The following is a 26670-nucleotide window of genomic DNA, read 5'->3' on the forward strand; positions in this document are numbered from 1 at the left end:
ACGTTCTAGTGACTAACCGGTAATGCGCCGAACCTGATTCAGAATCTCACCGTAACTGCCGACAGGCTGCTGATGCAGCAAGTCATGACCCACCACAAAACCATCAACATCGAGCTGGCTGAGGCGGTCCAGCGAATCAAAATTGATGCCGCCATCCACCAGTGTCTGGAAGCCGTAACGCTCACGCAGTGCGGCCAGTTGGTCTATTTTTGGCACGATATAATCAAGAAACTTCTGGCCGCCAAAGCCGGGATTGACACCCATAATCATGATGTAATCCACCAACGGCAGCAGTTCCTGAATGCTTGCCACCGAAGTTCCCGGATTTATTGCGATACCGGCCTGCTTGCCATGAGCACGAATGTTATCCAGCGTGCGGGCAATGTGTACCTCAGATTCAGGGTGTACATAGAGGATGTCGGCTCCGCACTCCACAAACAAGTCGATATAGCGGCCCGGATTTTCAATCATCAGATGCACATCCACGCGCTTTTTCGTGTTACCACGCACTACGCGCAAATCTTGCGGGCTGAGCGCCATGTTCTGGACAAAATGGCCATCCATGATATCGACGTGAAAGATATCGCTGTCAGCGGCATCCAGCGCTTGAATAGATTGCTGCAGGTGATTGAAATCGACACTATATATAGAAGGGCATAACAAACGCGCCATGGGTTACTCCTCGCTAAACCGCAGCAGCACTTTGCAGCACGCCATCGGGTTGGTTTCAAACAGATTCAACGCCTGCTGAATCGCGTGGAAATCAAAACAGTGACTGATGAGCCTGTGCGGCTGAATCTTGCCACTCGCCATCCAGTCAATCACTGTCGGAAACAGCTTGTTGTTGAGACGCGATGCGAACACCGTCAACTCTTTGGCGTTGAGAAAACGCTGCACGACCGAAGAGGTTTCGGCGGGAAAACCCATCAAACCAATGCGTCCAGCGGGTGCAGCGATTTCTGTCGCCTGCGCAAAGATAGAAGGGTGACAGGCGGCATCAATCACCAGCGTGGGCGCAATCTGTTGCTCCTGCAGCCAACTCACCAGATCCACCTCACTGTTATTTATCACCTTATCCGCGCCATTTTCCAATGCTCCCTGCAACCGGCTATCAAGGCGATCCACCACGATCAACTGTTTAACGCCGTAAACCCCTTTCAAAACTTGCACGACCGTTAAACCAATCGGCCCTGCGCCATAGACCAGCGCCACATCACGCGCGCTGGCGCCGGTGCGGTTCAGCATATTGGCGGCGATTGAAAACGGCTCCACCATTGCGGCCGATTGCGCGTCGATATTTTCCGCTACGGCATAGGCCAGCTGCTCGGGTACACAGCAAAATTCGCTGAATCCGCCTTCACGATGCACGCCAACGACTTGCAGATGGTGGCAGATATTTGAGCGCCCAATAGAGCACGGATAGCAATGACCGCAGCTCACTACCGGATCCACAGAAACACGCTGGCCTATTTTATCGGTAGAAACCCCTTCACCCACCGCATCAATCACACCGGCAAACTCATGGCCGATGATGCGCGGATATTTAACAAACGGATGCGAACCGTGATAAATGTGCAGATCCGAACCGCAAATCCCGGCGTAGCTGACTTTCACCCGTACTTCTCCCGCGGCCGGTTGCGGTGTTGGCAGTGTCTCCACCCGCAATTCTCCCGGCGCGATAACCTTGATACTTTCCATTTTTCCTCCAAAGCGAACGCCAGTGCGTTCTGAAAGGTTGATTACTCACTTCTGTCGGCAGAAAGATCCTGATGCAGGGTCTCTTTGGTTTTTAGCGTGGCGAACAGGGTGATCAGCGCCATGGCACCCAACCACAGTGACAGCGGCCAGGGGGCACCGCCGCTCCACTTAATCAGGAAGGCACACACAATCGGCGTAAGACCGCCAATCACACCGGCTAGCTGTGATCCCAGCGATACGCCGGAATAACGCACATCGGTGCTGAACAACTCGGTGAAAAGTGCAGGTTGAATGCTGTACATCAGGCCGTAAATCACGCTGTAACTGAACACGATGGCGAAGATGAATAGCGCTACTGAGCCGCTGCCGATCATCCAAAACAGCGGAAAGGCAAAAATCAGCGCTAATGACACGCCTGCCAGATAGAGCGGTCGGCGACCAATGCTGTCTGAAAGATGACCAAAAAACAGAAACGTAAAAGTACCTACCACGCTCGCCAGCGCAATCGCCATCAGTGGAATATCCCGTGACAGGCCCAAAGTCGTGGTGGCGTAAGAGGTAAAGAACACGGCAATCCAGTACGACAACACCAACTCAGTCATACGCATCGCTACTGTCGTGAGAATGGCACGAGGATGGGTTTTCAATAGGCGTATCAACGGCATGGACTGTTTAGGCTGCAAGGTCTTTTTCTTTTGCGCGGCAAGGAAAACGGGCGTTTCATCCACTTTGCTGCGCATAAACAGGCCAAGTCCCAACAACACGATGCTCACCAGAAAGGGTACGCGCCAGCCCCATGCGTACAGCTGTTCATCGGGCAGGCTGGCGATCAGCGCAAAGGCGGCGGTGGAGAGAAACAGGCCAATGCTGTTGCCCAGTTGTACAAAAGTGCCGAAAAAACCGCGCCGATGAGGCGGTGCGTATTCGGCAATCATCGTCGAGGCGCCGCCCCATTCGCCGCCGATGGCAAATCCCTGACACAGGCGCAGCAACACCAGCAGCACTGGTGCGAAGTTACCAATCACCGCATGGCTGGGAATTAAGCCAATGCCGAAGGTTGCCAGTCCCATCATCATGATCGAGATGATCAGCGTTTTCTTGCGCCCGATCTTATCGCCAAAGTGGCCGAAGAATATCGCCCCCAGGGGACGGCTGAAAAAGGTGATAGCGATGGTCAGGAACGACACGATGGTGCCGGCAAAAGGTGACAAATTGGGGAAGAACAGGTGCGGGAACACCAGCGTGGCCGCCAGACCGTAAATCATAAAATCATATTGCTCGATGGTGTTGCCCGCCAGCGATGAACCAATGACATACGTCAGCTTGCGGCGATCTTCCCGCGAAGCAGCGCGTGCAGCCGTTTGCTCTTGTGGGTAAAGAATGGCATTTCCGGACATAGGGTAATCCTCAGGGTTCAGTCAATCGTTATAAGAGTGAGGTTGGCTGATGCGTTAAAGGCAAAGGGAGAGAGTAATCTTGCTCACCGATATATCGATGATTGATCTTTTTTATTAATTTAAACGTGATAAAAATCACGATTTTGATACATTTCATTCACATTTTACTTTGTTTTGTTTTTATGTGATTGAAATAATTGAGATTTAAAAAATATATTTTAATATGTTGAATAGATCTTCACAAAAACCAATATATCGGTATAGGATTTAAAAAGACTAATAAAAGAGGTTTTTACTATGCCTGTTATACAAAAGATGAACGTCTACCGTGCTGTATCTACCCTGAGCAAACCGATTTCCGATGCAACCCATGACATCAGCCAGATCGCTTTTTACGTGGTCGAACTTGAGCTGGACAATGGTGTGACCGGCGAAGGTTATCTGTTGTCATTCCACTATTCACCGCAGGCAATTACCGGCGCGCTCAACGATCTACGCGATGCGGTAATTGGATTTGAGTGTTACGAAACCGCGAAACTCAGCGCCGCTATTGAGCGAGAAACTGAATATTTCGGCAATAATGGTTTGCTAAAGTGGGCGCTGGCTACCGTGAACGTGGCAATGTGGGATGCGTGGGGCAAGACGCTGAAGCAGCCAATTTGGAAGTTGCTGGGGGCCTCAACCCACAAAGTGCCGGTTTATGGTTCAGGCGGTTGGCTCTCTTACAGCGATCAAGAGCTGATTGATGAAGTCAGCGATTACAAGGCGCGCGGTTTTGGTGCCGTGAAGATCAAAGTCGGCACGCCGGAGAGCAAAGGCGGAATTGATCGCGATATCATGCGTTTGCGCAAAGTGCGTGAAGTGGTAGGTAACAAACTTAATATTATGATGGATGCCAATCAGGGCATGAATGTGCCGGACGCCATCAAGCTGTCAACGCTGGCGGCAGATATCAATATTCACTGGTTTGAAGAGCCGGTGCCGCACACTGACTTCGCGGGCTATCAGTTGATCCGTCAAAAAACGGGTATCGCGCTGGCTATGGGGGAACGGGAATATGATATGGAACCATTGAAACAGCTTATTGCTCGTAACGCGCTGGATCTTTGGCAGCCCGACATCATTCGTATTGGTGGTGTTGAAGCCTGGCGTCAGTCAGCGCTGATTGCGCATGCGCACAACATTCCAGTGCTGCCACATTACTACAAAGACTACGATGTGCCGCTGCTGTGTACCGTGCCGAATTTTTACGGCTGCGAATCCTTTGACTGGATCGACGGCATCATCGACAACAAAATGCGGGTAGAAAACGGCGAAGCCTGGGCGCGTGAAGGGGCTGGCTGGGGCTTTACCTTCTTGAAGCAGCATCTGCAGGAACTGTAAGGGGCGCACATGAATGACATTATCTTGCCATTCTTCTCGCTGGCGGGGCGCAGTGGGATTGTTACCGGCGCATCCGCAGGGATTGGCCGAGCGGTGGCACACATGCTTGGGCACGCAGGCGCTACCGTGTACAACTTCAGCCGTCGCCCCACGCAGCGTGACATTGATTTGCCTTGGAGCGAGGGAGTGATTGATGTTGCTGTGGATATTACCGATGAAGCTTCACTGACCGCCGCGATTGCCGACATCGGAGAGCAGCGAGGCATCGATTTCCTGGTGAATAATGCCGGGAAAACCCGCCGCGTAGACGCGCATGAAGTGGAGGCTGAATTCTGGCGAGACATCCACGCGTTAAATGTCGATGCGCTGTTTCGTACCAGCCAGCTCTGCTATCCATGGCTAAAGCAGTCACCGCATGTTGGACGCATCGTTAATGTCAGTTCGATGGCAGCCCATCTCGGCTTTGAAGGCGTTACCCCTTATTGCTCCACCAAGGCCGCAGTAATGGGGATCACACGAGGCCTGGCGGTAGAGTGGGCGGGGCAAAACGTGGTGGTGAACGCTGTTGCGCCCGGCTGGGTTAAAACCAATATGACGGCTACGGTCGCCGACCCACAGCGACTGGAAAAGATTTTGGCACGCATGCCGCTGCATCGCTATGGCGACGCGTGGTCAGAGCTGGCGCCGGTGTTTTGTTTCTTGCTCGGCGATGGAGCACGCTACATTAATGGTCAGGAAATAGCCGTTGACGGTGGTGCGCTGAGTTTTGGTTTTTAACGTTAAACCATAGCGATACTCATGATCATGCTCGATTAATGTCAGCACAGAGGCCTCTGAAACAGAGGCCTTTTTCGTTTTTATCTGATAATCATTTCCTGCACTTTGCTAGAAATACAATGAGCAACATTCACAAGGTGAGAATGCCTAAAAAACGTTACCCATGAGTTGTGCGGGCATCTCCCAGGTCATTCAACAGTTCTGCGCCAGTTTATTGCTTGCTTAAACCAAAGGCTCGACGTCAATACTCTCTCTAAGAGCGTAATAGATAGGCTGGAATGATTCCGCAAGGTCGGCTGCCATTTTCATATGCAATTGAGCTGTCGGTGTCTGCATCATCGACTTTATGTCCTCCATGTTTCGCCATCTTGCATAATTGGCCACATGGCGCTTATCGGTGCTGACATGGAGTTTTACAGAAATAAATCCAGGCAAATGGCGCATCACTTCTTCTGTCGCCTCGGACAAAATCTTTAACAACTCCTCGCTGCGAGAAGGTTCAACGGTAAAGGTATTAATTAGGATAAGTTCTTCGCTAGCTTGGGTAATTATGTTCATTTTTCAGCTCTCAAGTTATAATGTAAGGATGCTTACATTATTATCAGGACCCTTATATGTCAACCACTGATGCCCCCTCATTGCTCTCCAAACGATTTGGCTATGCGCTCAAGCGTTGCCAGCACGTCTTAAGATTACGCATGGACGAAGTCTTGCGACCGCTTTCACTGACTACTCCACAGTATGCGGTACTCAGCGCGATAGAGGCCGAACCGGGTATTTCCAACGCCCGACTCGCACGTACAGCCTTTGTAACTCCGCAAACCATGCAGGGTATTTTGGCCAATCTAGAGCGGAACGGGATTATTACTCGGCTCCCAGATCCTCTTCATGGCCGTATATTGCGTAGCGAATTAACGGTTCTTGGGCAGGAAACTTTGCTCAACGCACATAGGGCGGTGAGTCGAGTTGAGGAGATGATGTTCACCTCAATCGGTGCGGAGAATGTGGCATCGTTGACAGAAATACTTTCGAACTGTGCGGATGACCTGAGTGACTAAAGTTTTGTCTAATTTTGGCGGGGAGGTCAGTTAGCACCATAGCGAACTTACTCGATATGTCAGTAAGTTCGCTCTATCGGGTCTTTGAATCAGAACAAATGCCTCTGACTCAATATATCTGGTTAACACGTCTTGAACTTTGTTGCAGGGTTCTGACCGACATTTCGCAAAAAGAAAAGTCTGTTTCGCAAATTGCCTTTGAATGGAGATTTATGCACAGTACGTATTTTAGCCGTATCTTCACAAAGCAATTCGGAAAATTGTGAGTATCCCCGTTTTAATTCCACGCACTTTTTGATATTTCTCGTTTCTCGGCCATCAGCCGATATTATTCTGGCATCAGGTTATTCAGGGCGCTAACTGTTATATTCATTCAGCCAGCGGTCTGTGATCTTCCTTTCTCCTACCTAGAACGTTCACCTCTTTAGTTTAAGGAATGTTAAAGTGCTAGAAATCACCAGTAATCAGCAATATATGAATATTTCATTAACAAATAACCCGCAAAATGCAAAAGTTAGAATTGACACATTATTAGAAAATATACAATTAGTGGCTAACTCGCTGATGATACCCACGATGGAAAGTAAATCCTCTATCAATGAGATGCCTGAAAAAATTACGGCAGAGAAAATTAAAGGGACGCTAGAGCGCATAATGAAGCACGTATTCTTGTCGAGTTCGCTCGAAGAGGATAAGTTGAATTTATTTAAAATTATAAAAATACAATCCCTTTTTCGTGGGAAATCATTAAGGAAACAGATTACGGTAAAATCATTGGGAAAAGGTGTCACTCTTGTGGAAATCAATGGATATTCTTGTTTATCGAAAATATCTGGAGTAAAAAACATAAGCAAGAATACTGATTCTGATAATAAAATTGTTTATGTTGCCATTAACCAACGGTATTTCAGAGGCCGTGTTCGTTCATCTGATGCTGTAAGTCAGCATGCAAAAAACTGTAGTGACTCTGACATATATGGTACATCATCAAAAGTTCAGTCAGTTTTTATAAACGGAGGATATTATAATTTTCTACAACGTTCATCTTCCAAACATGCAGAGATGACACCCATTGGGCGCATGGTTGTAGATGGTTTAGAAAAAAACAGCATTACCCCTCCAGAAGAGTATAAGGAAGACTATATTGAAATGATATTTTCAGACAATTCGATTCTAACATCTGCCCCGGCTTTATCAAAAAATGGAATCGCCAACTCTATTAATATTAAAGAAGAAAAGTATCATCTTGGAGATGATTTCTCTTTTATAACTAATCATATAAAGCCTGGGGAATTAAAACATGCAGCAGACAGGAATCCTCGGGCAGCTATTAGCTACCCGGAAAACTTCACTGATGGTATAGTCAGGATGGCTATTTGTCTGTCTGAGAACCGAAAAGGAGGGTGTAACTTACATGAGTGGGGTCAATTTATGATGAAACTAGACCGGATGAATAACAAACCTAACTCATCCATAAATCTTGATGGGGGGCATTCTGCGCAGATAGTAATTCTATTGCTTAATGAGGAGTATATGTTATTTTCGCAAAGCGCAGAATTAACTTCTGTCGGAAATTATATAGAATATGCCAGGCACGAAATATAGGTATGCTAATTATAAACATACCTTTAATATAATTATAATTTAAGTGCTAGTTGCATGTAAAAAATAATTTTAAGAAGTTAATGAATTAGCATGTTGTGTGATAACAGTCGCTGCGCTGTCATTAATTTTTTCACTATTTAGCATGTTAACCAGTAATTTCAACTCATTTTCACTCATAACACCCGACGCAATATCTTCTTGTATTTCGGAAATCTCGTTCTGAAGTGATAGTTGAGATGAAAACTCTTGAGCATCTATTTTATTATGAATAATAGACTCAATCATGCTACTAAATGATTCGTCAGTGTATTTACTTCTTGAATTTATGATATTTTTTAACTGGTTAGACAACATATTGTTTATTTTTTGGTCACGCATAACTTCGGTATTAGAATTAATATAACCTGTATAACCTTCAGTGATCAGCCGACGGTAAGGTATCACCCCCTGCCAAGAAGCATGCCTTTCAGGTGTGAACATATTTTTGTGCTCAAGATAAATAATATTGTGTCCCATAAGTGCAAAAGGTTCCAGCGCACCGCTGCGTATCCCAATTAATTTTCCTCCTGTTTTTTCCAATAGTTTATCCATAAAATACCACTGATTTTCACGTGGGCTGAGTAGCGGTTCAGCCCAAAAACGTCCTATATGAGATACTCCCGGTAGTCGGTGCGGATGTCTATTATTAATGACCTCCTCATCATCAAATGTTTTTATCCTATTTATATAGGTATCAGCAATGCAAAAAACTGAGATATCATTTTTTTTGAGATAGTCCGCTATTAAATCAAACATTCTTGGTCTTGATATAGCTTGCGACTCGCGTTCGTTAGCAAATTCTCTATCTGCTATCCACAAGGCCACATCTCCTTTTTTAATGCCATGATATTTGATGACATCATCTACCAGGGAATTTATCTTTTCCTGTTCATCAGATGTCACAAGGTTATGTAGTTTTTCTTTAACCTGACTAAATTTATCTAATATTAACGTGTCGTTATCGCGAAAATGACGATTGATAATCTCCGTTGTCGCTGATATATGAAACATATGCTCAGCATCATTTTGTATACGCAAAGGGCAATTACCTGAACCTTTAATATGCGTAAAAGATGATTTTGTTTCGCTATCATCTAATTTTTCACGTACTGCCTTTAAGTCATTGTTTAAATAAGACAGTAATGTTAATCTTTTTTCTGGATTTAATTCCCCATTTTTAATTAATGAGTTTTTGATTACATCAAAAGCTTCCGTTGCTGCTTTTTCCTCACCTTTATTTCCTTCGGTGTATGCGATAGATATTTCTAATCTCGGCTCAATTAAAGCTGTAAATATCAGTGTGTAGCGGTCGCCTGTTGCATAGCCAGGGAGAAAAACATTAATTTTTTTATTTTTATCAGATAATATATCATTAAACGGCTTGTCTCTTTCATGCAGATAAGAATGGCCTATACCAGTTTTTTCATCAACACAGAATAGTTGATTGTTTGTGACTATGTCTCCATTTCCTATTTCATGAGATTTTCTCTCACTCTCTACATGTGAGCAGTCTAATATATTTAATGCTATTTCAGAGCTGATTTCACTTTGACTTATTGCGGATTTTTTTATAAATACTTTCCATCTTATCAATGACACTTTTTTCAGTGTTAGGGTTTGCAACGGAAAGAGGTGGTGATTTTTCTATTGGTTTTTGTTGTTCACATAATCTTAAACAATCCCATCCAACAACAAATTTACTTTCATCATTTTTTACTGGTAAATTATATTCAGGGAGGGAATCATTTAACCTGGGGCAGGAAGTTCCTTTAAAAAAAGCGGCACCCTCTGTACTTTCATTATTCTTTAGAAGGGTTATCGAAGTTTGTGTTATATATGGCAATTTCATGTTATTTCCTTGGTTTTTATCAAATGGTGCTTCGGAATTTTTCACCTAAGCACTTAAAAATAATTTTCTTCCATTAGCATATTACGTAATGAAATTAATTTTTTTGTTTCATTATCTAATAAATTCGATGACATTTCTGCTAATGCTATTTTTTGAAATAGTCTGTATGAAGCGGTTTCCTCATGAATGCCAAACCAGGCTCCTTTCATAAGAGGTAAATTACTATTTAATTCCATTAGTTTGCTAATATTATCATATGTGAGATCGTGACTTGAGCCTATATCAGTATGAATAATTAGTCCCATCGCATCATCAATTATTTCTAAATACCATCTGCTACCATCACTTCTTTGCAAGCATACAGCCCCGCGTGATATATCAAGATCCAAGCTAAAAAGAGTGCCGAATTCTGATACCACAGTTTGTATATACTGATAAGACATTTCTTTCCTTATTAATTAATGTTTAGATTAATGTTTAGATTAATATTTTGTTTAATGTGCCATTGTAATTTTCAGTCCGGTTAAAACCTCCTAAATTAAGCTGGCTAACGGGAGGTGTGAGTTTTTAATGTTTTATTGTTTATATTGAAAAAGCAATGCTTGGTAGTAATGCTGGTTATTATTTAATTACTATAATATATGCCAGAGTATTACATATTTGTTATGTGAGTTTATCTTAAAAAGATATTTATGCTGCAGTGTTAAGGACGTGCGGGAGTAATGTTATTATCCCGTCATAATATAATGTGTAAACTTTTAATGTGTCTTGATTTATTATATCTTACTAACTTGGAGGGGATATTATCATGAGGGTTTCTAAAGAGGAAGAGTGGGATAAACATGAAATTTTGCTGCTGTCAGAAAAGTAAATAAAACCCTTGCTTCTCTTTCTTGGGAACAGGGTCTTGCTTCCGAGACACTTGCGAATACACTGATCCGACGATGGCCTAAGGGCGAAGGAATAATAGCTGAATTTCTTGGGTTGCGGCCTGAGCAAATATGGCCAATTAGATATGAATATGTAAAAAACTCTAAGTAATCGACTGTGTTCCGGTAATCAATATACCTAATAGGATGGATAGATATATATCTGCAATCGAAGCCCCTTAAAAATCAGGCCTTTGAAAACTGGCTGGGTTTACTGCAGAAAGGCGATTATATGACGACCGATAATATCCGTCTGATTGAACGGTGGTATCGCCAGTCCGGAATTGAAGCCGTCAAGTGGGAGAATATACCGTTTAATGCCCAGCAACGAATGGCCGATATTATCCAGCGTAAGTACGCCGACTGGTTCAGCGTGGCCGATGCTAGTGAAGATATTGATGCTTGCTGGTGTTGGAACGAAGTGGATGTCGGTGAGACTGGCCAAGGTTTAGCGGTCGAGGTTGCTGTTGTTCATGCAGTTAATCAGGATGCGCACCGCTGGCAGCTTAATGCCGTAGGATCCAATAAGCAGAATATCGCTTTCAAATCCGCATAACCTATTCCCCGTCCGGGGACGGGGAATAGGTGTCAGAAAAGTCGTCTACAGAGCATTTCCGGCGCGGAAAACGTCACGTTTAAAAAGATTTAGACGTTGAACAGGAAGTTCATGACGTCGCCATCTTTAACGATGTAGTCTTTACCTTCTGAACGCATTTTGCCGGCTTCTTTGGCACCTTGCTCGCCCTTGAAGGACACAAAGTCGTCAAATCCGATAGTCTGTGCGCGGATAAAGCCTTTCTCGAAATCGGTGTGGATCTTACCGGCAGCCTGCGGTGCGGTCGCGCCAACAGGAATGGTCCATGCGCGGACCTCTTTCACACCGGCGGTGAAATAGGTTTGCAGGCTCAACAGTTCGTAACCTGCGCGAATTACGCGGTTCAGACCCGGTTCTTCCAGACCCAGTTCCGCCATAAACTCGGCGCGATCTTCGTCTTCCAGCTCTGCGATATCAGATTCAACCGCGGCACATACGGCAACCACAACAGAGCCTTCGGCGTCAGCAATGGCGCGAACTTTATCGAGGTACGGGTTATTTTCGTAACCGTCTTCGTTAACGTTGGCAATGTACATAGTGGGCTTCAAAGTCAGGAAGCTCAGGTAACGGATTGCAGCTTTGTCTTCTTCGCTCAGATCCAGCGCGCGCAACATACCGGCTTGTTCAAGCTGTGGCAGGCATTTTTCCAACGCGGCCAGTTCGGCTTTTGCGTCTTTATCGCCGCCTTTGGCCTTCTTCTGCACGCGATGAATAGCGCGCTCGCAGGTGTCAAGGTCAGACAGAGCCAGCTCGGTGTTGATGACGTCGATATCATCAGCCGGGTCAACTTTGTTGTTAACGTGGATAATGTTGTCATTTTCAAAGCAGCGCACCACGTGGCCGATAGCTTCGGTTTCACGGATGTTGGTCAGGAACTGGTTGCCCAGGCCTTCACCTTTGGATGCACCTTTTACCAGACCGGCGATATCAACGAATTCCATGGTGGTTGGCACTACGCGCTGAGGTTTCACTATCTCGGAAAGTTTGTCGAGACGGGGATCAGGCATTGGAACAACACCGGTATTCGGCTCGATAGTACAGAACGGGAAATTGGCCGCTTCGATGCCCGCTTTGGTCAGTGCATTGAAAAGAGTAGATTTACCGACGTTCGGCAGGCCGACGATACCGCATTTGAATCCCATGTTTTATATCACCTTAATATCTTAATAATCAGGCGGTTAAAGTAATCAGCCTGATGTAATGACCATAATTCCGCTCATTATACACAGTTTGTCGACTTAACTCGATCCGCATCTTTTTTCCAACATCAAACCTTGATAGGCTTTACTATCAAATAACGATTTTTATTCGAGTAAAAAGATGAAAAAAGTTTTGCTGTCCACCTTGGTGCTTTGCTTTGCCACCGTGTCGTTGAATACTGCCCAAGCCAAAGATCGCGATCTTAAAGCGCGTATCGAGGCTGCCTCTGCGCCAACGGCACCGTTAAACAGCTTGTCTGCTGCGGATTTTGACGCTTTTAGCCAGCATCTGAAAAAGGGCAAGCTAAGCTGGGTCAGTGAAGTTCCTGCTTTTGCCAAACGTAGCGACGGCGATTATGCGCAAGCGCTTACGATCAGTTTAGCGTGGGGTTTGGAGCATAATCCGGAAGCGGTGCTTGAGATACTCGATGACAGCAGCCCAACGTTGTCCGTGAATCATGTCTGTGGTTTGCCGTTTAGTGATATCAGCGTTCCGAAAGCCGATGACTATATCAAAAAGACCAGAGAGGGTTTGCAACGCTTAACCACCACGACGTTACAAGATAAGAAGGCGAGCTGCTTGAAGGTGTTGAATGGCTCCGCGGGTATGTCAGTAACAGGCAGAGATTATTCACAAAAATGATCCCCCGTATGCCGGGGGAGGGCGACTGCGGGTTTAACTTTCCGCTTTAAAGCTGTGTAAACGATTCATTGCTTTCAACAAGCCGTCTTTCATCAAAATATCAGTGCAGCGCAGCGACTCATCGATGGCTTCATCGATCAGTTTCTGCTCGCTGGCCGGGGGTTTGCCGAGCACAAATCCCACAACTTTATTACGATCGCCGGGATGGCCGATGCCGATACGTAAACGATAGAAGTTAGGGTTATTAGCCAACTTGTTCTGGATATCTTTCAAGCCGTTATGTCCGCCGTTACCCCCACCCAGTTTTATCTTGGCAGTGCCTGGCAGAAAATCTAGCTCGTCGTGAGCCACCAGAATTTCGGCGGGTTCGATACGATAGAAGTTCGCCATGGCGCTGACCGCCTTGCCGCTGAGATTCATAAAGGTGGTCGGAACCAGCAGGCGAACATCCTGGCCGTTCATAGATAAACGCGCCGTGTAGCCGAAGAATTTGCTCTCTTCTTTTAACTGTTGGTTATGCTGACGCGCCAGTTGATCTACATACCAGGCACCAGCATTGTGGCGAGTCTGGGCATATTCGGCTCCGGGATTTGCCAGGCCAACGATTAATTTTATGCTGCTCACGTTCTTTTCGCTTCTTGAAGGAAATAATCTGGCCGTTAGTTTACCCGTGCTTGGCGGCGATGCCAAACCACAGGGCAAAGAAAGCGCCATTTACTTCAGAATCGAATAGTTACAATTTAAAACTATTCTGATTTCATGCAGATAAGCGTTAAAAATCGTAAAGTTTTGTCATTTTTCATCTCCACACTGTGATCGTATCCGCAACCTGCATTCAAGCGTAAGACTATAATTTAATCAGGATACGGGATTGCAGCTTTGCCAGATGGCAAAGGATCACTTAAAGGATTAATGGAGGTGATATATGAAACGTAAAAATGCAGCAGTTTGCGGCAACGTATTGATGGGATTCGGATTAGTGACTATGGTGGGCGGTATTGCCTACGCAGTTCTCAGTCAGGTGTCCAACTTTGGTTTGCCTGACATTCTGACTCACGGCGCGATTATGTGCATTTTTATTGGCGCATTACTGTGGCTGACCGGCGCTAGAGTCGGTGGCCGTGAAGCGGTAGCCGATCGCTATTACTGGATACGTCATTACGATGCTCGCTGCCGTAAAAATCATCGACACTCATGACCCATCACTGCCTCCTTCCAATAAAAACTAAAAAGCCCCGGCTAATCAATAGCCGGGGCTTTTTGTTAATCATGCTTGCCTGAAGGCAAGGGGATTAATGCTCGAACATCGCTGAAATCGATTCTTCGTTGCTGATACGGCGGATGGCTTCAGCCAGCATGCCGGACAAGGTCAGAGTACGAACATTTTTCAGGGCGCGAATTTCTGGAGACAGCGGAATGGTATCGCAAACAATCACTTCATCGAGCACGGAATGCTTGATGTTTTCTACCGCATTACCAGAGAAGATTGGGTGAGTAGCATAAGCGAATACGCGTTTAGCACCGCGTTCTTTCAGTGCTTCGGCGGCTTTACACAGGGTGCCGCCGGTATCGATCATGTCATCTACCAGAATACAGTCACGGCCAGTTACGTCACCGATGATGTGCATCACCTGTGAAACGTTTGCGCGTGGGCGACGTTTATCGATGATAGCCATGTCAGTGTCGTTGAGCAGTTTAGCAACGGCGCGGGCACGAACAACACCACCGATATCCGGGGAAACCACGATCGGATTTTCCAGATTTTGCTGCATCATGTCTTCGAGCAGGATTGGGCTACCAAAAACGTTATCAACCGGGACATCGAAGAAGCCCTGAATTTGCTCTGCGTGCAAATCTACGGTTAATACGCGGTCAACGCCTACGCTGGAAAGGAAGTCGGCAACGACTTTGGCGGTGATTGGCACACGCGCTGAACGCACGCGGCGATCTTGACGTGCATAACCGAAGTAGGGGATAACTGCCGTGATGCGGCCGGCAGAAGCGCGCCGGAGTGCATCGACCATTACCACGAGTTCCATCAGGTTATCGTTAGTAGGCGCGCAGGTGGATTGGATAATGAAAATATCTCCGCCACGTACATTTTCGTTAATTTGCACACTTACTTCACCGTCACTAAAACGACTAACGGCGGCGTCACCTAGGCTGGTGTATAAACGGTTGGCAATACGTTGTGCTAGTTCCGGGATGGCGTTACCAGCAAAAAGCTTCATATCAGGCACGAGAAGAACCTCAGGCTTGCGTCCAGAGAAGATACCGCTTGTGGCTTCACCGGGCGGTGAGCGAAACCATAGCAATATACATACGTACATCACCTTTCATCATTCAGTTTCAGGAAGCTATGTTCCGGTAGGCTGAATTCCGTCAGGTTTACAGATTAAATCAAAAAATTCCGAGAGGCTGGCAAAGAACAGACACGGTAACGGCAACTGTGACTCTCTACGCTTTGGCTGCGACTCTCATTAGCTCGGCACGCGTTTTGTGCAGCGGCGAGACGTTAACGCCTCGGGCGACAAAACCGTTAATCCATGCCGGAGCCTGACTTAGCACTTCTTCGGCAGACGTCTCTGTGTCGAATTCGGCAAACACACAGGCACCTGTTCCAGTAAGGCGCGTCGGCGCGTATTCTAGCAGCCATGAAACAAGCTGTTCAACCTCGCAAAAACGTTTTCTTGCAATCGGTTCACAATCATTGCTGTAAGTTGCACTTAATAGCTCATCAATCAGCCGTTTTGGCGTATCTCGAGTCAGTTCAGGATCGCCGAAAATCGCCGGAGTCGGGATGCTGACTCCCGGATGGGCGATAAGATACCACTTTTCGGCCGGCGAAACGGGTTGTAACACTTCACCAATGCCTTCGGCAAACGCTGCATGCCCCATCACAAATACCGGGACATCGGCACCAAGACTGACGCCCAGCTCGGCCAGTTCACTATCTGAGAGGCCTGCATTCCACAACATATTCAACGCTATTAGCGTGGTCGCTGCATTGGAAGAGCCACCGCCCAGACCACCGCCCATCGGTAAACGTTTCTCGAGCAGGATATCGGCGCCGCGAGGTGCGGGTAATCGCTGCTGTAACATTTTAGCCGCGCGGACAATCAGATTTTGCTCGTCCGGCACTCCTTCTACTGAAGGAGTAAGGGTAATTTTGGCATCATCTCGCACGGTAAAGGCCAGACGGTCACCGTAGTCCACAAACTGAAATAACGTTTGCAGATCGTGATAACCGTCAGGGCGCTGCCCGGTGATATACAAAAACAGATTGAGTTTAGCCGGAGATGGCCAGAATTGCGTCATCTTAGTTAAGCGTCCAGCTGTCCATTTTCAGTTTGATACGCTGTTGACCCTGAGTCATTTGCAGCAAGTTTGGCAGTGGCGGCTGAACGGTGGTGTCGTAGCTCTGATAGGTCACTGCGCCGTCTGTGCCTTTCTGCTTATAGTTGACCTGACGCAGGCGATACTGGCTGTCGAGGCTGAAATCACTGCTGTCGCCAGGCAGGCCAAGCATCCATTCGCGCATGTTTTCCAGCGGGATCGACATACCGGTCAGTTTCTGGATCATGTCATCAGGATCGTTGCTGGTGTAGTGCTTGCCCTGGTTGTTGGTCAACTCGGCATTGCCATTCTGAACTTTAAGTTCCATTTCGGTGCTGCCGAGCGGGTTGGTCAGCAGCAGGCGGTAGCTTTGTGGCGAGAATTGTTGCCAGAAGAAGTGTGCATAGACTTTCTGTTTGTCTGTGATGTAGGCGAAGGAACCTCGTGTCTGGTAATGATCCAGTTTTTTGACCTGCTGCTCGTGCGCGCGCCATTCCGGCGAAGTTGGGCTGGTTGACGGACCGGTGGTCGGCGAGAAAGTCGAACAGGCGGACAGCACCAGGCTGGCAAGGGGGAGCAGGCGAAGCAGGTTGGTCTTATGCATTGGCATAACGAGTCGGGTCCTTTCATTTTTTGAGTTCAGACGAGGCAGTTTAGCATAGTCCCGCTGGACTTGGAGTTTGAAAAATCACGCGATAGTGAGTGAACCACTGTGGCTTTTACAGAGGGTAAATGTAATCAGCTTTGTCTGGTAGTCGCTGCGTAAAGTCGTGTAAATGATAATCACTATCTTCTGCCTAGTGCCTTGAATCACAGCTTATTATAAAAACCGGACAGATAGTGCGGTGTGGCTTTTATTGATCTCGCGCATCTTGTAGAATGCGCCTCAGACGTAAACCCATACAAAGAAAAGTCTCTTTCGACTATCACTCCTATGACCCTACTTGCATTAGGTATCAATCACAAAACTGCCCCGATATCTCTGCGTGAAAAGGTAACCTTTTCGCCGGACACTATCGAACAGGCGCTCTCAAGCTTGCTTCAGCAACCGCTGGTGCAGGGAGGCGTAGTCCTGTCTACCTGTAACCGCACCGAGCTGTATCTCAGCGTCGAGCAGCAGGAGCAGTTGAAGGGTAGAGGGGATGTGCAGGAGCAATTGGTCAACTGGTTGTGTGATTATCACCACCTCAGTGCCGAAGATGTGAAAAAGAGCCTTTATTGGCATCAGGACAACGCCGCCGTCAGCCATCTGATGCGCGTTGCCAGCGGTCTTGACTCCCTGGTATTGGGCGAGCCGCAGATCCTCGGCCAGGTTAAAAAAGCCTTTGCCGAGTCTCAGCACGGTCAGGCTGTGTCTGGCGAGCTGGAACGTTTATTCCAGAAATCTTTCTCGGTCGCCAAACGCGTGCGTACCGAAACAGACATCGGTGCCAGTGCCGTTTCTGTAGCCTTTGCCGCCTGTACTCTGGCGCGCCAGATTTTTGAATCCCTGTCTGAAGTCAATGTGTTGCTGGTCGGTGCCGGTGAAACTATCGAGCTGGTGGCTCGTCATCTGCGTGAGCATAAAGTTCGCCACATGATGATCGCCAACCGTACCCGCGAGCGCGCGCAGGGGCTGGCCGATGAGGTTGGCGCAGAAGTGATTTCGCTGCAGGATATCGACGCCCGTCTGGCCGATGCCGACATTATTATCAGCTCCACCGCCAGCCCGCTGCCAATTATCGGCAAGGGTATGGTCGAGCGTGCTCTGAAAGCGCGCCGTAATCAGCCAATGTTGATTGTTGATATCGCCGTTCCGCGTGATATCGAGCCGGAAGTCGGCAAGCTCGCCAACGCCTATCTTTATAGCGTTGACGACCTGCACAGCATTATTCAAAATAATCTTGCGCAACGTAAAGCTGCCGCCATTCAGGCAGAGTCTATCGTTGAACAAGAAAGCTCCAACTTTATGGCCTGGCTGCGCTCACAGGGCGCGGTTGAAATTATTCGTGATTATCGCTCCCGCGCCGACACTGTGCGCGCCGATATGGAAGCAAAAGCCATCGCGGCGATTGCACAGGGCGCCGATGTTCAGAGCGTCATCCACGACTTGGCCCATAAACTCACCAACCGCCTCATTCATGCACCTACCCGGTCACTTCAGCAGGCCGCCAGCGATGGCGATGTTGAGCGTTTGCAAATTTTACGCGATAGTCTCGGGCTAGATCAGTAAACTACCCAAAAGGTCGAGTACCTGAAGGCGGCCAACACACCTGCGTCGTAAAGGATGACGGGTATAGTTTTTATTAGCACAGGGTTAAATACTACGCATGAAGCCTTCTATTGTTGCCAAACTGGAAGTGTTACAAGAGCGCCATGAAGAAGTTCAGGCGATGCTCGGCGATGCTGCCGTGATTGCCGATCAAGATAAATTCCGCAATCTTTCCCGCGAATATGCTCAATTGAGCGATGTTTCTGCCTGTTTTCTGACCTGGCGTCAGGCGCAGGAAGACCTGGCTGCCGCACAGGAGATGTTGGACGATCCTGAAATGCGCGAGATGGCCCAGGACGAAATCCAGCAGTGCCAGACTAAACTCGAAGAGCTTGAGCAAGAGCTGCAATTGCTGTTGCTGCCTAAAGATCCTGACGACGAACGCAGCTGTTTCCTGGAAGTGCGCGCCGGTACGGGCGGTGATGAAGCAGCGATTTTTGCCGGTGACTTGTTCCGCATGTACAGCCGCTATGCCGAAGCCCGCCGCTGGCGCGTTGAGATTATGAGCGCCAACGAAGGAGAGCACGGCGGTTATAAAGAAGTCATCGCCAAGGTCTCTGGCGACGGGGTTTATGGCCAGTTCAAGTTTGAGTCCGGCGGTCACCGCGTACAGCGTGTGCCAGAGACTGAATCGCAGGGACGTATCCATACTTCAGCCTGTACCGTTGCGGTAATGCCAGAAGTTCCCGAAGCCGAATTGCCGGAAATCAACGCCGGTGACCTGCGTATTGATACTTTCCGCTCATCAGGCGCTGGTGGTCAGCACGTTAACACCACCGACTCCGCTATTCGTATTACCCACTTGCCAACCGGCATTGTGGTCGAGTGTCAAGACGAACGTTCGCAGCACAAAAACAAAGCCAAGGCGTTGTCGGTGCTCGGCGCGCGTATTCGTGCAGCAGAAGTGGCAAAACGCCATCAGGAAGAGGCTTCTACCCGCCGCAACCTGCTGGGCAGTGGCGACCGTTCCGACCGTAATCGCACTTATAATTTCCCGCAGGGCAGGGTAACCGACCACCGCATCAACCTGACAATCTACCGTCTGGATGAAGTCATGGAAGGCAAGCTTGATGCACTAATCCAACCGATTGTGCAGGAATATCAGGCCGACCAACTTGCTGCGCTGTCCGAGCAGGAATAATGGATTTTACCCGCTGGTTGACCCATGCGGTAGGTCGTCTGGCGGCCAGTGACAGCCCAAAGCGAGATGCAGAAATCTTGCTGGGCCATGTCACTGGCCGTGCGCGCACTTATATTATGGCCTTTGGTGAAACAGAACTCGGCGACGAGGCACGGGTTCAGCTTGAAGCTCTGCTGAGCCGCCGCGAGAAGGGCGAACCCGTCGCTTATCTCATCGGTGAACGCGAGTTCTGGTCTCTGCCGCTAAGCGTTTCCCCCGCGACTCTGATCCCGCGCCCTGATACTGAATGTCTGGTTGAACAGGCGTTGATGCGTTTAGGCATCGCAGCGGCTCGCGTGCTGGATCTTGGCACCGGCACGGGAGCGATTGCTCTGGCGATTGCCAGCGAACGGCCTGACTGTCAGGTGACTGGCGTCGATCTACAGCCTGAAGCAGTCTCATTGGCGCAATACAACGGCCAAAAACTGTCGATAGGCAATGCTAATTTCCTGCAAGGCAGCTGGTTCACCCCGGTTGGCGACCAGCGTTTCGCGATTATTGCCAGCAATCCTCCCTATATCGACGCCGCCGACCCGCATCTTTCACAAGGTGACGTGCGTTTTGAACCCGCCAGTGCTTTGATTGCCGACAATAACGGGCTGGCGGACATTGATTATATTGTTGCCCATGCGCCGAGCCACCTTGAGGCAAACGGCTGGTTATTGCTGGAACACGGCTGGCAACAAGGGGAAGCGGTAAGAAATATTTTACAGGCAGCGGGTTTTACTCAGGTCGAGACAGTTAAAGACTATGGGGATAACGACCGCGTAACGCTTGGGCAATGGCCTGCTCCTTCGCAGGCTGTTTAATTCATTTTTCCCTCCTTTGACCTGATTTTGCTGAGTATTTATCTCTGCGTTCCGAATGGGTCAGGGAATTTCACGCAATGTTTGAGCCTGTTTGGCTAACCTGACAAGAAAAAGGAAGCAGCAATGTCGTCATATATTTGGGTAAAGGATTTCCATATCCTGTTTATTACTGTCAGTATCGTTCTGTTTATTCTTCGCTTTTTCTGGAAATGGGCCAATGCCGATATCATGCAAAAGCGCTGGGTTAAAATAGCACCGCATATTGTTGATACCTTTATGCTGGTGAGCGGTGTCTGGCTGGTGGTCATCACCCATTTTTATCCCTTTACGCCACAAGGTTCATGGCTGACCGAAAAGCTAATTGGCGTTATCATCTACATTGCCCTTGGATTTGTGGCTCTAGGAACAGGCAAGGACGGCTTGCGTAGCCAAAAGACGCGTTGGGTGGCCTTTATTCTGGCCTTGGGTTGTTTGTATTTGGTTGTTAAGCTAGCCCTAACTAAAATACCGCTGCTGATGGGATAACTATGAGTGCCATAGCTGATTTTGAATTTAACGCTGCGCCTTTAAGCGCAGGTGTCATCCTGGTAACCCAGGCAATTCGCTTTGATTTTAAAGCCGACGATGTCTGTCGTCAGTTGCAGTCTTTGGTTGAAGAAGCCAGAAGCAAGGTACCTGAAGACTTAAATCAGGATCAGCAGCTCGAAGTGTTAATTGAATTATTTTACCGTACCTGGGGTTTTGGTGGGGCAGGAGGCATTTATCGCCTTTCCGACGCCATCTGGATCGATAAAGTGTTGGCTTCGCGCCAGGGTACGCCGGTTTCACTCGGGGTAATTTTCCTGCATATTGCCCACGCACTGAATCTGCCGCTGATGCCGGTGATTTTCCCGACTCAGCTTATTGTGCGCGCTGACTGGCTCGATGAAGAAATGTGGCTGATTAATCCGCTCAATGGCGAGACGTTGAGTGAACACATTTTGCAGGTCTGGCTCAAAGGTAATCTGGGGCTAGGTGCCGAGATTGAGGATGATGATCTCGAGGAAGCAGATCACACCATGATCATTCGCAAGATGCTCGACACGCTGAAAGCCGCGCTGATGGAAGAGAAACAGATGGAGCTTGCGCTCAGCACCAGTGAGGCGGTGATAGAGTTTGATCCCGACGACCCTTACGAAATTCGCGATCGCGGGCTGATTTACGCGCAGCTCGACTGTAATCATGTCGCAATATCCGATTTGAATTATTTTGTCGAGCAGTGCCCGGAAGATCCCATTTCCGAAGTGATCAAAGTACAGATTCATTCGATAGAACAGAAACGCATAACGCTACATTAATCAGCCCTCTGGGGGCTGTTACATCACATTTGTACCTTTACTTTATTATTGATTAAGGCCAAAGCATGAAACATAAAGTGGTTAGCATTAAGGACATCAACGTAGCAAACGATTTGCCGTTTGTGTTGTTTGGCGGCATGAACGTGCTTGAGTCACGTGACATGGCGATGCGCGTTTGTGAGCACTATGTGAAAGTGACTGACAAACTGGGCATTCCTTATGTGTTCAAAGCCTCTTTTGACAAAGCCAACCGTTCTTCAATCCATTCCTATCGCGGTCCGGGCCTCGATGAAGGCATGAAGATTTTTCAGGATTTGAAAGCGGCTTTCGGTGTGAAAATCATTACTGACGTTCACGAAAGCTGGCAGGCACAGCCCGTTGCCGACGTGGTTGACGTGATTCAGTTGCCTGCGTTCCTGGCACGCCAGACCGACCTGGTTGAAGCCATGGCCAAGACCGGCGCCGTGATTAATGTTAAGAAGCCACAGTTCGTTAGCCCGGGTCAAATGGGTAACATCGTTGATAAATTCAAAGAAGGCGGCAACGATCAGGTTATTCTGTGCGATCGCGGCAGTAACTTTGGCTATGACAATCTGGTCGTTGATATGTTAGGCATGAACGTGATGATTAACGCCACCGGCGGTCATCCGGTGATCTTCGACGTGACCCACGCGCTACAGACCCGTGACCCGTTTGGTGCGGCCTCTGGCGGACGTCGCGCACAGGTTGCCGAGCTGGCTCGCGCTGGCATGGCTGTGGGCATAGCAGGCCTGTTTATCGAGGCTCACGAAGACCCTGCGCACGCCAAGTGTGATGGCCCTTCTGCGCTGCCGCTTGACAAGCTGGAGCCGTTCCTGGTGCAGATGAAAGCCATTGACGATTTGGTGAAAAGCTTCCCGGCGCTCGATACCAGTAAGTAACTTTGTTGAAATCCATAAATTGAATTTTGCAGACGAGAGGCGGCCTTTGGGTCGCCTTTTTTAATGCCTGTTGGCATAAGGCAAAGCACTTTGGCATAGATCACCAGCAAACAAAAAGGCCCTGATTTTCATCAGGGCCTTTCAGCTTAATATGGCGGTGAGAGAGGGGTTCGAACCCTCGATACACTTTCGCGTATACACACTTTCCAGGCGTGCTCCTTCAGCCACTCAGACACCTCACCGTATCGTTACGCCGCTTAGCAGTGCAACGGGGCGCTACTATAGGGAGACAACCATTTTGGGTCAAGGAATATTTCCCGCAATAACGTCGAATGCCCAGTAGTTCAGCAATGTGCTGGTTTATTGCACGCTTTGCTGTGGCTGGTGGTGAGAACAAGAGTAAAAGTTGGCAATGCGAGACCGAAATTTCTTTGTTTCGTTTTTAATCGCCGCGAATTTTCGCATGAAAGTTAACGGAGGAAAGTTGTTCGCAGTGTAAAGGTAAAGCAGCAGTGAAAACGAAAAAGGGCCCAGATTTTCATCTGGACCCTTTCGCAATAATATGGCGGTGAGAGAGGGGTTCGAACCCTCGATACACTTTCGCGTATACACACTTTCCAGGCGTGCTCCTTCAGCCACTCAGACACCTCACCGTAGATTCTGCAAACACGCCGTGCTGCGGAATCGGCGCTAATGTAAGGAAATCCGCGGCCAGCGTCAACAGTCTTTTCACTATTGTGGAGTGTTTAGCGAAAAATACAGCAATTTGCTGATTTACAGAGCAAAAGCGGCTATTTCAAGCGAGCGGGTCCGTACTGTTTTCTTTGGTTGTTTATGTCTGGTCAGATTTAATGCCCGTTTTGAGCAACAAGCAAACACATGGCACATTGTAATGATTTATCGCAAAAAATGCTGTGAATTTGCCTATTGGCAACGGTATAACATGATGCGACTTAAAAACCAGAGCATAAAAAACCGCCGTGTTTTTAAGCACGCAGCTTTCAATTTAGTCACTGACGAGTTTATGCATTTTTATCGGGCCGTTAACTGGCTTGAACAATCTAGTAAGTACAGGGGTACGACTTGAGTCATTCAGAAAATACATCACCTTCTCACGCGGTTATTCCCGCAGGTTCCGGCGCGCTGTTCTTTATACAGACCTTTTCCACGCTAGGTTTCGCCGTGCTTTACTCGACACTGGTGCTCTACGCCACCAAGCGCCTCGGGTTCAGTGAAAATCAGGCCAATGCCATCATGGGGGTCTTTGGTGCATTCAACTACGGCTTGCACATGTTTGGCGGCTACCTCGGCGGGCGTTACCTTAGCAACCGTAATCTGTTTGTTCTGGGCATGGTGTTGCAGGTTATTGGCTGTGCGCTGATTGCCGTAGCCGGAGTCAGCGGCCTGTATTGGGGGCTGGCGATGTTCCTCACCGGCAGCGGGCTGAACGTTACCTGTCTAAATATGATGCTCACTCAACGTTTTGCTCCAGAGGACGAACGCCGCGAATCAGCTTTCCTGTGGAACTACGCCGGGATGAACCTCGGTTTCTTTGTTGGTTTTACCGTCGCGGGCTATTTTCAACTGACCGAGAATTACCGCGCACTGTTCCTTTTTGCCACTCTTGGCAATGCTGCTGCGATAATTCTCACCCTGTCGCGTTGGAATATCCTCAAGGATATCAATACACCGCTGAAACAGGTTAACTCACGGCAATTCATGCAGCGCATGCTGGTAGGGATCGCGATTCTTCTCGTGTTGGTGCCGATAATCCGCGTCTTGCTGACTCAGGCTGCCCTGAGCAGCTACTTCGTGGTTGCATTGGGCATTATCATTTTCGTTATTATGGGGATTGTGACTGCTCGCCATCGTCAGCGCGACGAGAAAAGCCGTATGAAAGCCTATCTGCTGCTTGCTGCCGGTTCTCTGGTGTTCTGGACGCTGTATCAGTTGGCACCGATGGGCCTGACGTTGTTCGCCGAAAATAATATCGACCTTAACGTTTTTGGTTTGCGCGTCGCGCCTCAGTGGATCCAGGATATTAACACAATCGTTATTGTGGTCGGTGGCCCGCTGATGGCGCTATGGTTTAAAAAACTTCGCCAGCGCGGCTTGCGTATCGATATTCCGCTTCAGTTCTCCGGCGCATTGTTATGTATTGGTATCGGTATGCTGGTACTGCCGATTGGCATTCATTTTGCCGGTGAAAATGGCCTGATGGCTTTCAAATGGATCGTCATTAGCTACGTTTTCCAAAGTATTGGCGAACTGATGATTTCGCCGATCGGCTACGCAATGATTGGCAAACTGGCTCCGGCGCGTTATCAGGGCGTAATGATGGGCTGCTGGATGATGGTCACTGGTGTTGGCGCCGTGTTGGCGAGTTTTATCTCCGGCCTGATGCCGGCGAATACCGGTAGCACTCCGGCAGTGACCAATCCGGGTTATAGCCAGGTGTTTAGCGTGCTGGGATGGGGGTCCGTTGCCACTGGCGTGGTGCTTATGTTGCTAATCCCAGTCTTGCGTCGCCTTATCCAGCGTGAGCCGGCGTAATCTAATAGATATAGTGAATAGCAAGGCCCTGTCGAACAGGGTCTTTTTTTTAATCAACTTTTCGCAGACAAAGGTTGCATCACAGTGATTTTAGAGGAAATCTAGAACAGCTAAGGAGGCAACATCATGAACATCATTTTCTATCACCCTACAATTGATTCAAAACCATGGATAGAGGGTATCGGCCAACGGTTGCCACAGGCGCAAGTTCGTGCCTGGCATCGCGGCGATACCTGTTCTGCAGATTATGCTCTGGTCTGGCATCCACCGCAGGAAATGCTGGCAATGCGCGGCGAGCTGAAAGGCATTTTCGTCATGGGCGCGGGCGTTGATGCAATCCTCACTCAGGAGCAGCGCGCTCCGGGTACTTTACCCGCGGGTGTGCCGTTAATTCGCCTGGAAGATACCGGCATGGCGCTGCAAATGCAGGAATATGCGCTGGCCACGGTGCTGCGATATTTCCGCCGACTCGACGAATATCAACTATTTCAACAGCAAAAACAGTGGCGTCCGCTCACTGCCCATCAGCATGGCGATTTCACTATCGGTATTCTCGGTGCCGGAGTGCTCGGCAGGGCGGTGGCAGAAAAGCTGACCAGTCTTAAATTTAAAGTGCGCAGCTGGAGCCGTACTCCCAAAAACCAGCCCGGCGTGGAGAGTTTTTCTGGCAAAGAGCAACTGAATGATTTCGCCAATGGCTGCAAGCTGTTGATTAATCTGTTGCCCAATACGCCACAGACGGCGGGAGTCCTCAACCGAAACCTGTTTAACCAACTGGCACAGCAGTCTTATCTGGTAAATCTTGGTCGCGGGACGCATTTGGTTGAAGGTGACCTGCTAAACGCGCTCGACAGCGGTCAAATCGCTGCGGCAACGCTGGACGTTTTCGTTCGAGAACCGATGCAGCGCATGCACCCATTTTGGTCACATCCGCGTGTTAGCATCACGCCTCATATCGGTGCCGACACCTTGCCGGAAGAAGCGATGGACAGTATTGTCGCGAATATTCAGGCAATTGAAGCCGGACGCACGCCGATTGGCCTGGTTGATCTGGCGCGCGGCTACTAATCGGCGGCCCGATCATCCGTTGAGAACTGCTAAGCTTTTAATGC

Annotated in this window: 28 protein-coding genes, 2 tRNA genes and 1 pseudogene; 17 read left to right on the forward strand and 14 right to left on the reverse strand. The window is 48.3% G+C overall.

Annotated features, from left to right (window positions below; all coding sequences use genetic code 11):
• Positions 1–12: 12 nt before the first annotated feature.
• The 3 genes from SPM24T3_RS03955 to SPM24T3_RS03965 are packed head-to-tail and all read right to left on the reverse strand — an operon-like array spanning position 13 to position 3095.
• Positions 13–672, reverse strand: coding sequence for a ribulose-phosphate 3-epimerase (locus SPM24T3_RS03955; protein ID WP_009635410.1), 660 nt, complete (start codon positions 670–672; stop codon positions 13–15).
• Positions 673–675: 3 nt separating this feature from the next.
• Positions 676–1698: a Zn-dependent oxidoreductase gene (locus tag SPM24T3_RS03960; protein ID WP_009635411.1), complete on the reverse strand. Its 1023-nt coding sequence runs from the start codon at positions 1696–1698 to the stop codon at positions 676–678.
• A 41-nt stretch (positions 1699–1739) separates the two neighbouring features.
• On the reverse strand, positions 1740–3095 hold the full coding sequence (locus SPM24T3_RS03965) for an MFS transporter (RefSeq protein ID WP_009635412.1): 1356 nt from the start codon (positions 3093–3095) through the stop codon (positions 1740–1742).
• Between the two features lie 297 nt (positions 3096–3392).
• On the opposite strand from SPM24T3_RS03965, the gene SPM24T3_RS03970 reads away from it, so the two are divergent.
• On the forward strand, positions 3393–4478 hold the full coding sequence (locus tag SPM24T3_RS03970; RefSeq protein ID WP_009635413.1) for a mandelate racemase/muconate lactonizing enzyme family protein: 1086 nt from the start codon (positions 3393–3395) through the stop codon (positions 4476–4478).
• Positions 4479–4487: 9 nt separating this feature from the next.
• A complete protein-coding gene (locus SPM24T3_RS03975) occupies positions 4488–5255 on the forward strand; it encodes an SDR family NAD(P)-dependent oxidoreductase (protein ID WP_009635414.1) in 768 nt (255 codons plus the stop codon).
• A gap of 222 nt (positions 5256–5477) precedes the next feature.
• Here the strand turns inward: SPM24T3_RS03975 and SPM24T3_RS03980 are convergent, their stop codons facing one another.
• Positions 5478–5813, reverse strand: a complete 336-nt coding sequence (locus SPM24T3_RS03980) for a putative quinol monooxygenase (protein WP_009635415.1) — start codon at positions 5811–5813, stop codon at positions 5478–5480.
• Positions 5814–5869: 56 nt separating this feature from the next.
• Here SPM24T3_RS03980 and SPM24T3_RS03985 point away from each other — a divergent pair, with 56 nt between their 5' ends.
• From SPM24T3_RS03985 to SPM24T3_RS03990, 3 genes are all read left to right on the forward strand, one after another.
• A complete protein-coding gene (locus tag SPM24T3_RS03985; protein ID WP_009635416.1) occupies positions 5870–6313 on the forward strand; it encodes a MarR family winged helix-turn-helix transcriptional regulator in 444 nt (147 codons plus the stop codon).
• Between the two features lie 14 nt (positions 6314–6327).
• Positions 6328–6579 (forward strand): helix-turn-helix domain-containing protein, encoded by a 252-nt coding sequence (locus SPM24T3_RS26090; protein WP_071988401.1) that lies wholly within the window; start codon positions 6328–6330, stop codon positions 6577–6579.
• A 178-nt stretch (positions 6580–6757) separates the two neighbouring features.
• Complete coding sequence (locus SPM24T3_RS03990) at positions 6758–7918, forward strand: phosphodiester glycosidase family protein (RefSeq protein WP_009635417.1); 1161 nt, start codon at positions 6758–6760, stop codon at positions 7916–7918.
• A 69-nt stretch (positions 7919–7987) separates the two neighbouring features.
• Here SPM24T3_RS03990 and SPM24T3_RS03995 read toward each other — a convergent pair whose 3' ends face one another.
• The 3 genes from SPM24T3_RS03995 to SPM24T3_RS04000 are packed head-to-tail and all read right to left on the reverse strand — an operon-like array spanning position 7988 to position 10249.
• Positions 7988–9556 carry a hypothetical protein gene (locus SPM24T3_RS03995; RefSeq protein WP_157135237.1) on the reverse strand — a complete coding sequence of 523 codons (1569 nt, stop codon included), beginning with the start codon at positions 9554–9556 and terminating at the stop codon, positions 7988–7990.
• Positions 9501–9851 carry a hypothetical protein gene (locus SPM24T3_RS25395; protein ID WP_157135238.1) on the reverse strand — a complete coding sequence of 117 codons (351 nt, stop codon included), beginning with the start codon at positions 9849–9851 and terminating at the stop codon, positions 9501–9503. The genes SPM24T3_RS03995 and SPM24T3_RS25395 overlap by 56 nt, the downstream gene beginning before the upstream one ends.
• Before the next feature lie 8 nt (positions 9852–9859).
• Entirely contained in the window at positions 9860–10249 is a 390-nt protein-coding gene (locus tag SPM24T3_RS04000; RefSeq protein ID WP_009635419.1) for a type III secretion system chaperone, read from the reverse strand.
• Between the two features lie 469 nt (positions 10250–10718).
• On the opposite strand from SPM24T3_RS04000, the pseudogene SPM24T3_RS26095 reads away from it, so the two are divergent.
• Positions 10719–10847, forward strand: a pseudogene (locus tag SPM24T3_RS26095) (helix-turn-helix domain-containing protein); the annotation flags it as partial.
• A 51-nt stretch (positions 10848–10898) separates the two neighbouring features.
• Complete coding sequence (locus SPM24T3_RS26100) at positions 10899–11291, forward strand: DUF1281 domain-containing protein (RefSeq protein ID WP_369699981.1); 393 nt, start codon at positions 10899–10901, stop codon at positions 11289–11291.
• An 89-nt stretch (positions 11292–11380) separates the two neighbouring features.
• Here the strand turns inward: SPM24T3_RS26100 and ychF are convergent, their stop codons facing one another.
• Complete coding sequence (gene ychF / locus SPM24T3_RS04010) at positions 11381–12472, reverse strand: redox-regulated ATPase YchF (protein WP_009635421.1); 1092 nt, start codon at positions 12470–12472, stop codon at positions 11381–11383.
• Between the two features lie 178 nt (positions 12473–12650).
• Here ychF and SPM24T3_RS04015 point away from each other — a divergent pair, with 178 nt between their 5' ends.
• Positions 12651–13172 (forward strand): hypothetical protein, encoded by a 522-nt coding sequence (locus SPM24T3_RS04015; protein WP_009635422.1) that lies wholly within the window; start codon positions 12651–12653, stop codon positions 13170–13172.
• 33 nt (positions 13173–13205) lie between these two features.
• Here SPM24T3_RS04015 and pth read toward each other — a convergent pair whose 3' ends face one another.
• Positions 13206–13796, reverse strand: a complete 591-nt coding sequence (pth, locus tag SPM24T3_RS04020; RefSeq protein WP_009635423.1) for an aminoacyl-tRNA hydrolase — start codon at positions 13794–13796, stop codon at positions 13206–13208.
• Between the two features lie 301 nt (positions 13797–14097).
• Between pth and ychH the strand changes: the two genes are divergently transcribed.
• Complete coding sequence (gene ychH / locus SPM24T3_RS04025; protein ID WP_009635424.1) at positions 14098–14370, forward strand: stress-induced protein YchH; 273 nt, start codon at positions 14098–14100, stop codon at positions 14368–14370.
• A gap of 94 nt (positions 14371–14464) precedes the next feature.
• Here ychH and SPM24T3_RS04030 read toward each other — a convergent pair whose 3' ends face one another.
• From SPM24T3_RS04030 to lolB, 3 genes are all read right to left on the reverse strand, one after another.
• A complete protein-coding gene (locus SPM24T3_RS04030; protein ID WP_009635425.1) occupies positions 14465–15412 on the reverse strand; it encodes a ribose-phosphate pyrophosphokinase in 948 nt (315 codons plus the stop codon).
• Positions 15413–15629: 217 nt separating this feature from the next.
• The gene (gene ispE / locus SPM24T3_RS04035; protein WP_009635426.1) at positions 15630–16490 is read right to left on the reverse strand and encodes a 4-(cytidine 5'-diphospho)-2-C-methyl-D-erythritol kinase; all 861 of its coding nucleotides are present in this window, start codon (positions 16488–16490) and stop codon (positions 15630–15632) included.
• 1 nt (position 16491) lies between these two features.
• Positions 16492–17118 carry a lipoprotein insertase outer membrane protein LolB gene (gene lolB / locus SPM24T3_RS04040; protein ID WP_009635427.1) on the reverse strand — a complete coding sequence of 209 codons (627 nt, stop codon included), beginning with the start codon at positions 17116–17118 and terminating at the stop codon, positions 16492–16494.
• Positions 17119–17442: 324 nt separating this feature from the next.
• Between lolB and hemA the strand changes: the two genes are divergently transcribed.
• From hemA to kdsA, 6 genes are all read left to right on the forward strand, one after another.
• The gene (hemA, locus tag SPM24T3_RS04045) at positions 17443–18720 is read left to right on the forward strand and encodes a glutamyl-tRNA reductase (RefSeq protein ID WP_009635428.1); all 1278 of its coding nucleotides are present in this window, start codon (positions 17443–17445) and stop codon (positions 18718–18720) included.
• A gap of 97 nt (positions 18721–18817) precedes the next feature.
• A complete protein-coding gene (gene prfA, locus SPM24T3_RS04050; RefSeq protein ID WP_009635429.1) occupies positions 18818–19900 on the forward strand; it encodes a peptide chain release factor 1 in 1083 nt (360 codons plus the stop codon).
• Positions 19900–20748 (forward strand): peptide chain release factor N(5)-glutamine methyltransferase, encoded by an 849-nt coding sequence (gene prmC / locus SPM24T3_RS04055; protein ID WP_009635430.1) that lies wholly within the window; start codon positions 19900–19902, stop codon positions 20746–20748. Before prfA ends, prmC begins: the two co-directional genes overlap by 1 nt.
• A gap of 123 nt (positions 20749–20871) precedes the next feature.
• Positions 20872–21273, forward strand: coding sequence for a SirB2 family protein (locus SPM24T3_RS04060; protein ID WP_009635431.1), 402 nt, complete (start codon positions 20872–20874; stop codon positions 21271–21273).
• A gap of 2 nt (positions 21274–21275) precedes the next feature.
• Positions 21276–22085, forward strand: a complete 810-nt coding sequence (sirB1, locus tag SPM24T3_RS04065) for an invasion regulator SirB1 (protein WP_009635432.1) — start codon at positions 21276–21278, stop codon at positions 22083–22085.
• A gap of 65 nt (positions 22086–22150) precedes the next feature.
• Positions 22151–23005 carry a 3-deoxy-8-phosphooctulonate synthase gene (gene kdsA / locus SPM24T3_RS04070; protein WP_009635433.1) on the forward strand — a complete coding sequence of 285 codons (855 nt, stop codon included), beginning with the start codon at positions 22151–22153 and terminating at the stop codon, positions 23003–23005.
• A 152-nt stretch (positions 23006–23157) separates the two neighbouring features.
• Here kdsA and SPM24T3_RS04075 read toward each other — a convergent pair.
• Positions 23158–23247: transfer RNA gene (locus tag SPM24T3_RS04075), tRNA-Ser, on the reverse strand.
• A gap of 321 nt (positions 23248–23568) precedes the next feature.
• Positions 23569–23658 (reverse strand) — tRNA-Ser (locus tag SPM24T3_RS04080).
• Between the two features lie 430 nt (positions 23659–24088).
• Between SPM24T3_RS04080 and SPM24T3_RS04090 the strand changes: the two genes are divergently transcribed.
• Together SPM24T3_RS04090 and ghrA are read left to right on the forward strand one after the other, a co-directional pair.
• The gene (locus SPM24T3_RS04090) at positions 24089–25558 is read left to right on the forward strand and encodes a peptide MFS transporter (protein ID WP_009635435.1); all 1470 of its coding nucleotides are present in this window, start codon (positions 24089–24091) and stop codon (positions 25556–25558) included.
• A 126-nt stretch (positions 25559–25684) separates the two neighbouring features.
• Entirely contained in the window at positions 25685–26626 is a 942-nt protein-coding gene (gene ghrA / locus SPM24T3_RS04095) for a glyoxylate/hydroxypyruvate reductase GhrA (protein WP_009635436.1), read from the forward strand.
• Positions 26627–26670: the final 44 nt, after the last annotated feature.

It is taken from the genome of Serratia sp. M24T3, from assembly GCF_000257645.1.
In the GTDB taxonomy this organism is placed as follows: Bacteria; Pseudomonadota; Gammaproteobacteria; order Enterobacterales; family Enterobacteriaceae; genus Rouxiella.

What these genes read in the sequence shown, in the direction of transcription:
- prmC (WP_009635430.1), top strand. Translation starts at nt 19,900, where the DNA reads ATGGATTTTACCCGCTGGTTGACCCATGCGGTAGGTCGTCTGGCGGCC.
- kdsA (WP_009635433.1), top strand. Translation starts at nt 22,151, where the DNA reads ATGAAACATAAAGTGGTTAGCATTAAGGACATCAACGTAGCAAACGAT.
- hemA (WP_009635428.1), top strand. Translation starts at nt 17,443, where the DNA reads ATGACCCTACTTGCATTAGGTATCAATCACAAAACTGCCCCGATATCT.
- SPM24T3_RS03970 (WP_009635413.1), top strand. Translation starts at nt 3,393, where the DNA reads ATGCCTGTTATACAAAAGATGAACGTCTACCGTGCTGTATCTACCCTG.
- SPM24T3_RS03980 (WP_009635415.1), bottom strand. Translation starts at nt 5,813, where the DNA reads ATGAACATAATTACCCAAGCTAGCGAAGAACTTATCCTAATTAATACC.
- SPM24T3_RS03965 (WP_009635412.1), bottom strand. Translation starts at nt 3,095, where the DNA reads ATGTCCGGAAATGCCATTCTTTACCCACAAGAGCAAACGGCTGCACGC.
- prfA (WP_009635429.1), top strand. Translation starts at nt 18,818, where the DNA reads ATGAAGCCTTCTATTGTTGCCAAACTGGAAGTGTTACAAGAGCGCCAT.
- SPM24T3_RS03985 (WP_009635416.1), top strand. Translation starts at nt 5,870, where the DNA reads ATGTCAACCACTGATGCCCCCTCATTGCTCTCCAAACGATTTGGCTAT.
- SPM24T3_RS04015 (WP_009635422.1), top strand. Translation starts at nt 12,651, where the DNA reads ATGAAAAAAGTTTTGCTGTCCACCTTGGTGCTTTGCTTTGCCACCGTG.
- ychH (WP_009635424.1), top strand. Translation starts at nt 14,098, where the DNA reads ATGAAACGTAAAAATGCAGCAGTTTGCGGCAACGTATTGATGGGATTC.
- lolB (WP_009635427.1), bottom strand. Translation starts at nt 17,118, where the DNA reads ATGCCAATGCATAAGACCAACCTGCTTCGCCTGCTCCCCCTTGCCAGC.
- SPM24T3_RS03955 (WP_009635410.1), bottom strand. Translation starts at nt 672, where the DNA reads ATGGCGCGTTTGTTATGCCCTTCTATATATAGTGTCGATTTCAATCAC.
- SPM24T3_RS03960 (WP_009635411.1), bottom strand. Translation starts at nt 1,698, where the DNA reads ATGGAAAGTATCAAGGTTATCGCGCCGGGAGAATTGCGGGTGGAGACA.
- ghrA (WP_009635436.1), top strand. Translation starts at nt 25,685, where the DNA reads ATGAACATCATTTTCTATCACCCTACAATTGATTCAAAACCATGGATA.
- sirB1 (WP_009635432.1), top strand. Translation starts at nt 21,276, where the DNA reads ATGAGTGCCATAGCTGATTTTGAATTTAACGCTGCGCCTTTAAGCGCA.
- SPM24T3_RS04060 (WP_009635431.1), top strand. Translation starts at nt 20,872, where the DNA reads ATGTCGTCATATATTTGGGTAAAGGATTTCCATATCCTGTTTATTACT.
- SPM24T3_RS03975 (WP_009635414.1), top strand. Translation starts at nt 4,488, where the DNA reads ATGAATGACATTATCTTGCCATTCTTCTCGCTGGCGGGGCGCAGTGGG.
- ychF (WP_009635421.1), bottom strand. Translation starts at nt 12,472, where the DNA reads ATGGGATTCAAATGCGGTATCGTCGGCCTGCCGAACGTCGGTAAATCT.
- ispE (WP_009635426.1), bottom strand. Translation starts at nt 16,490, where the DNA reads ATGACGCAATTCTGGCCATCTCCGGCTAAACTCAATCTGTTTTTGTAT.
- SPM24T3_RS04000 (WP_009635419.1), bottom strand. Translation starts at nt 10,249, where the DNA reads ATGTCTTATCAGTATATACAAACTGTGGTATCAGAATTCGGCACTCTT.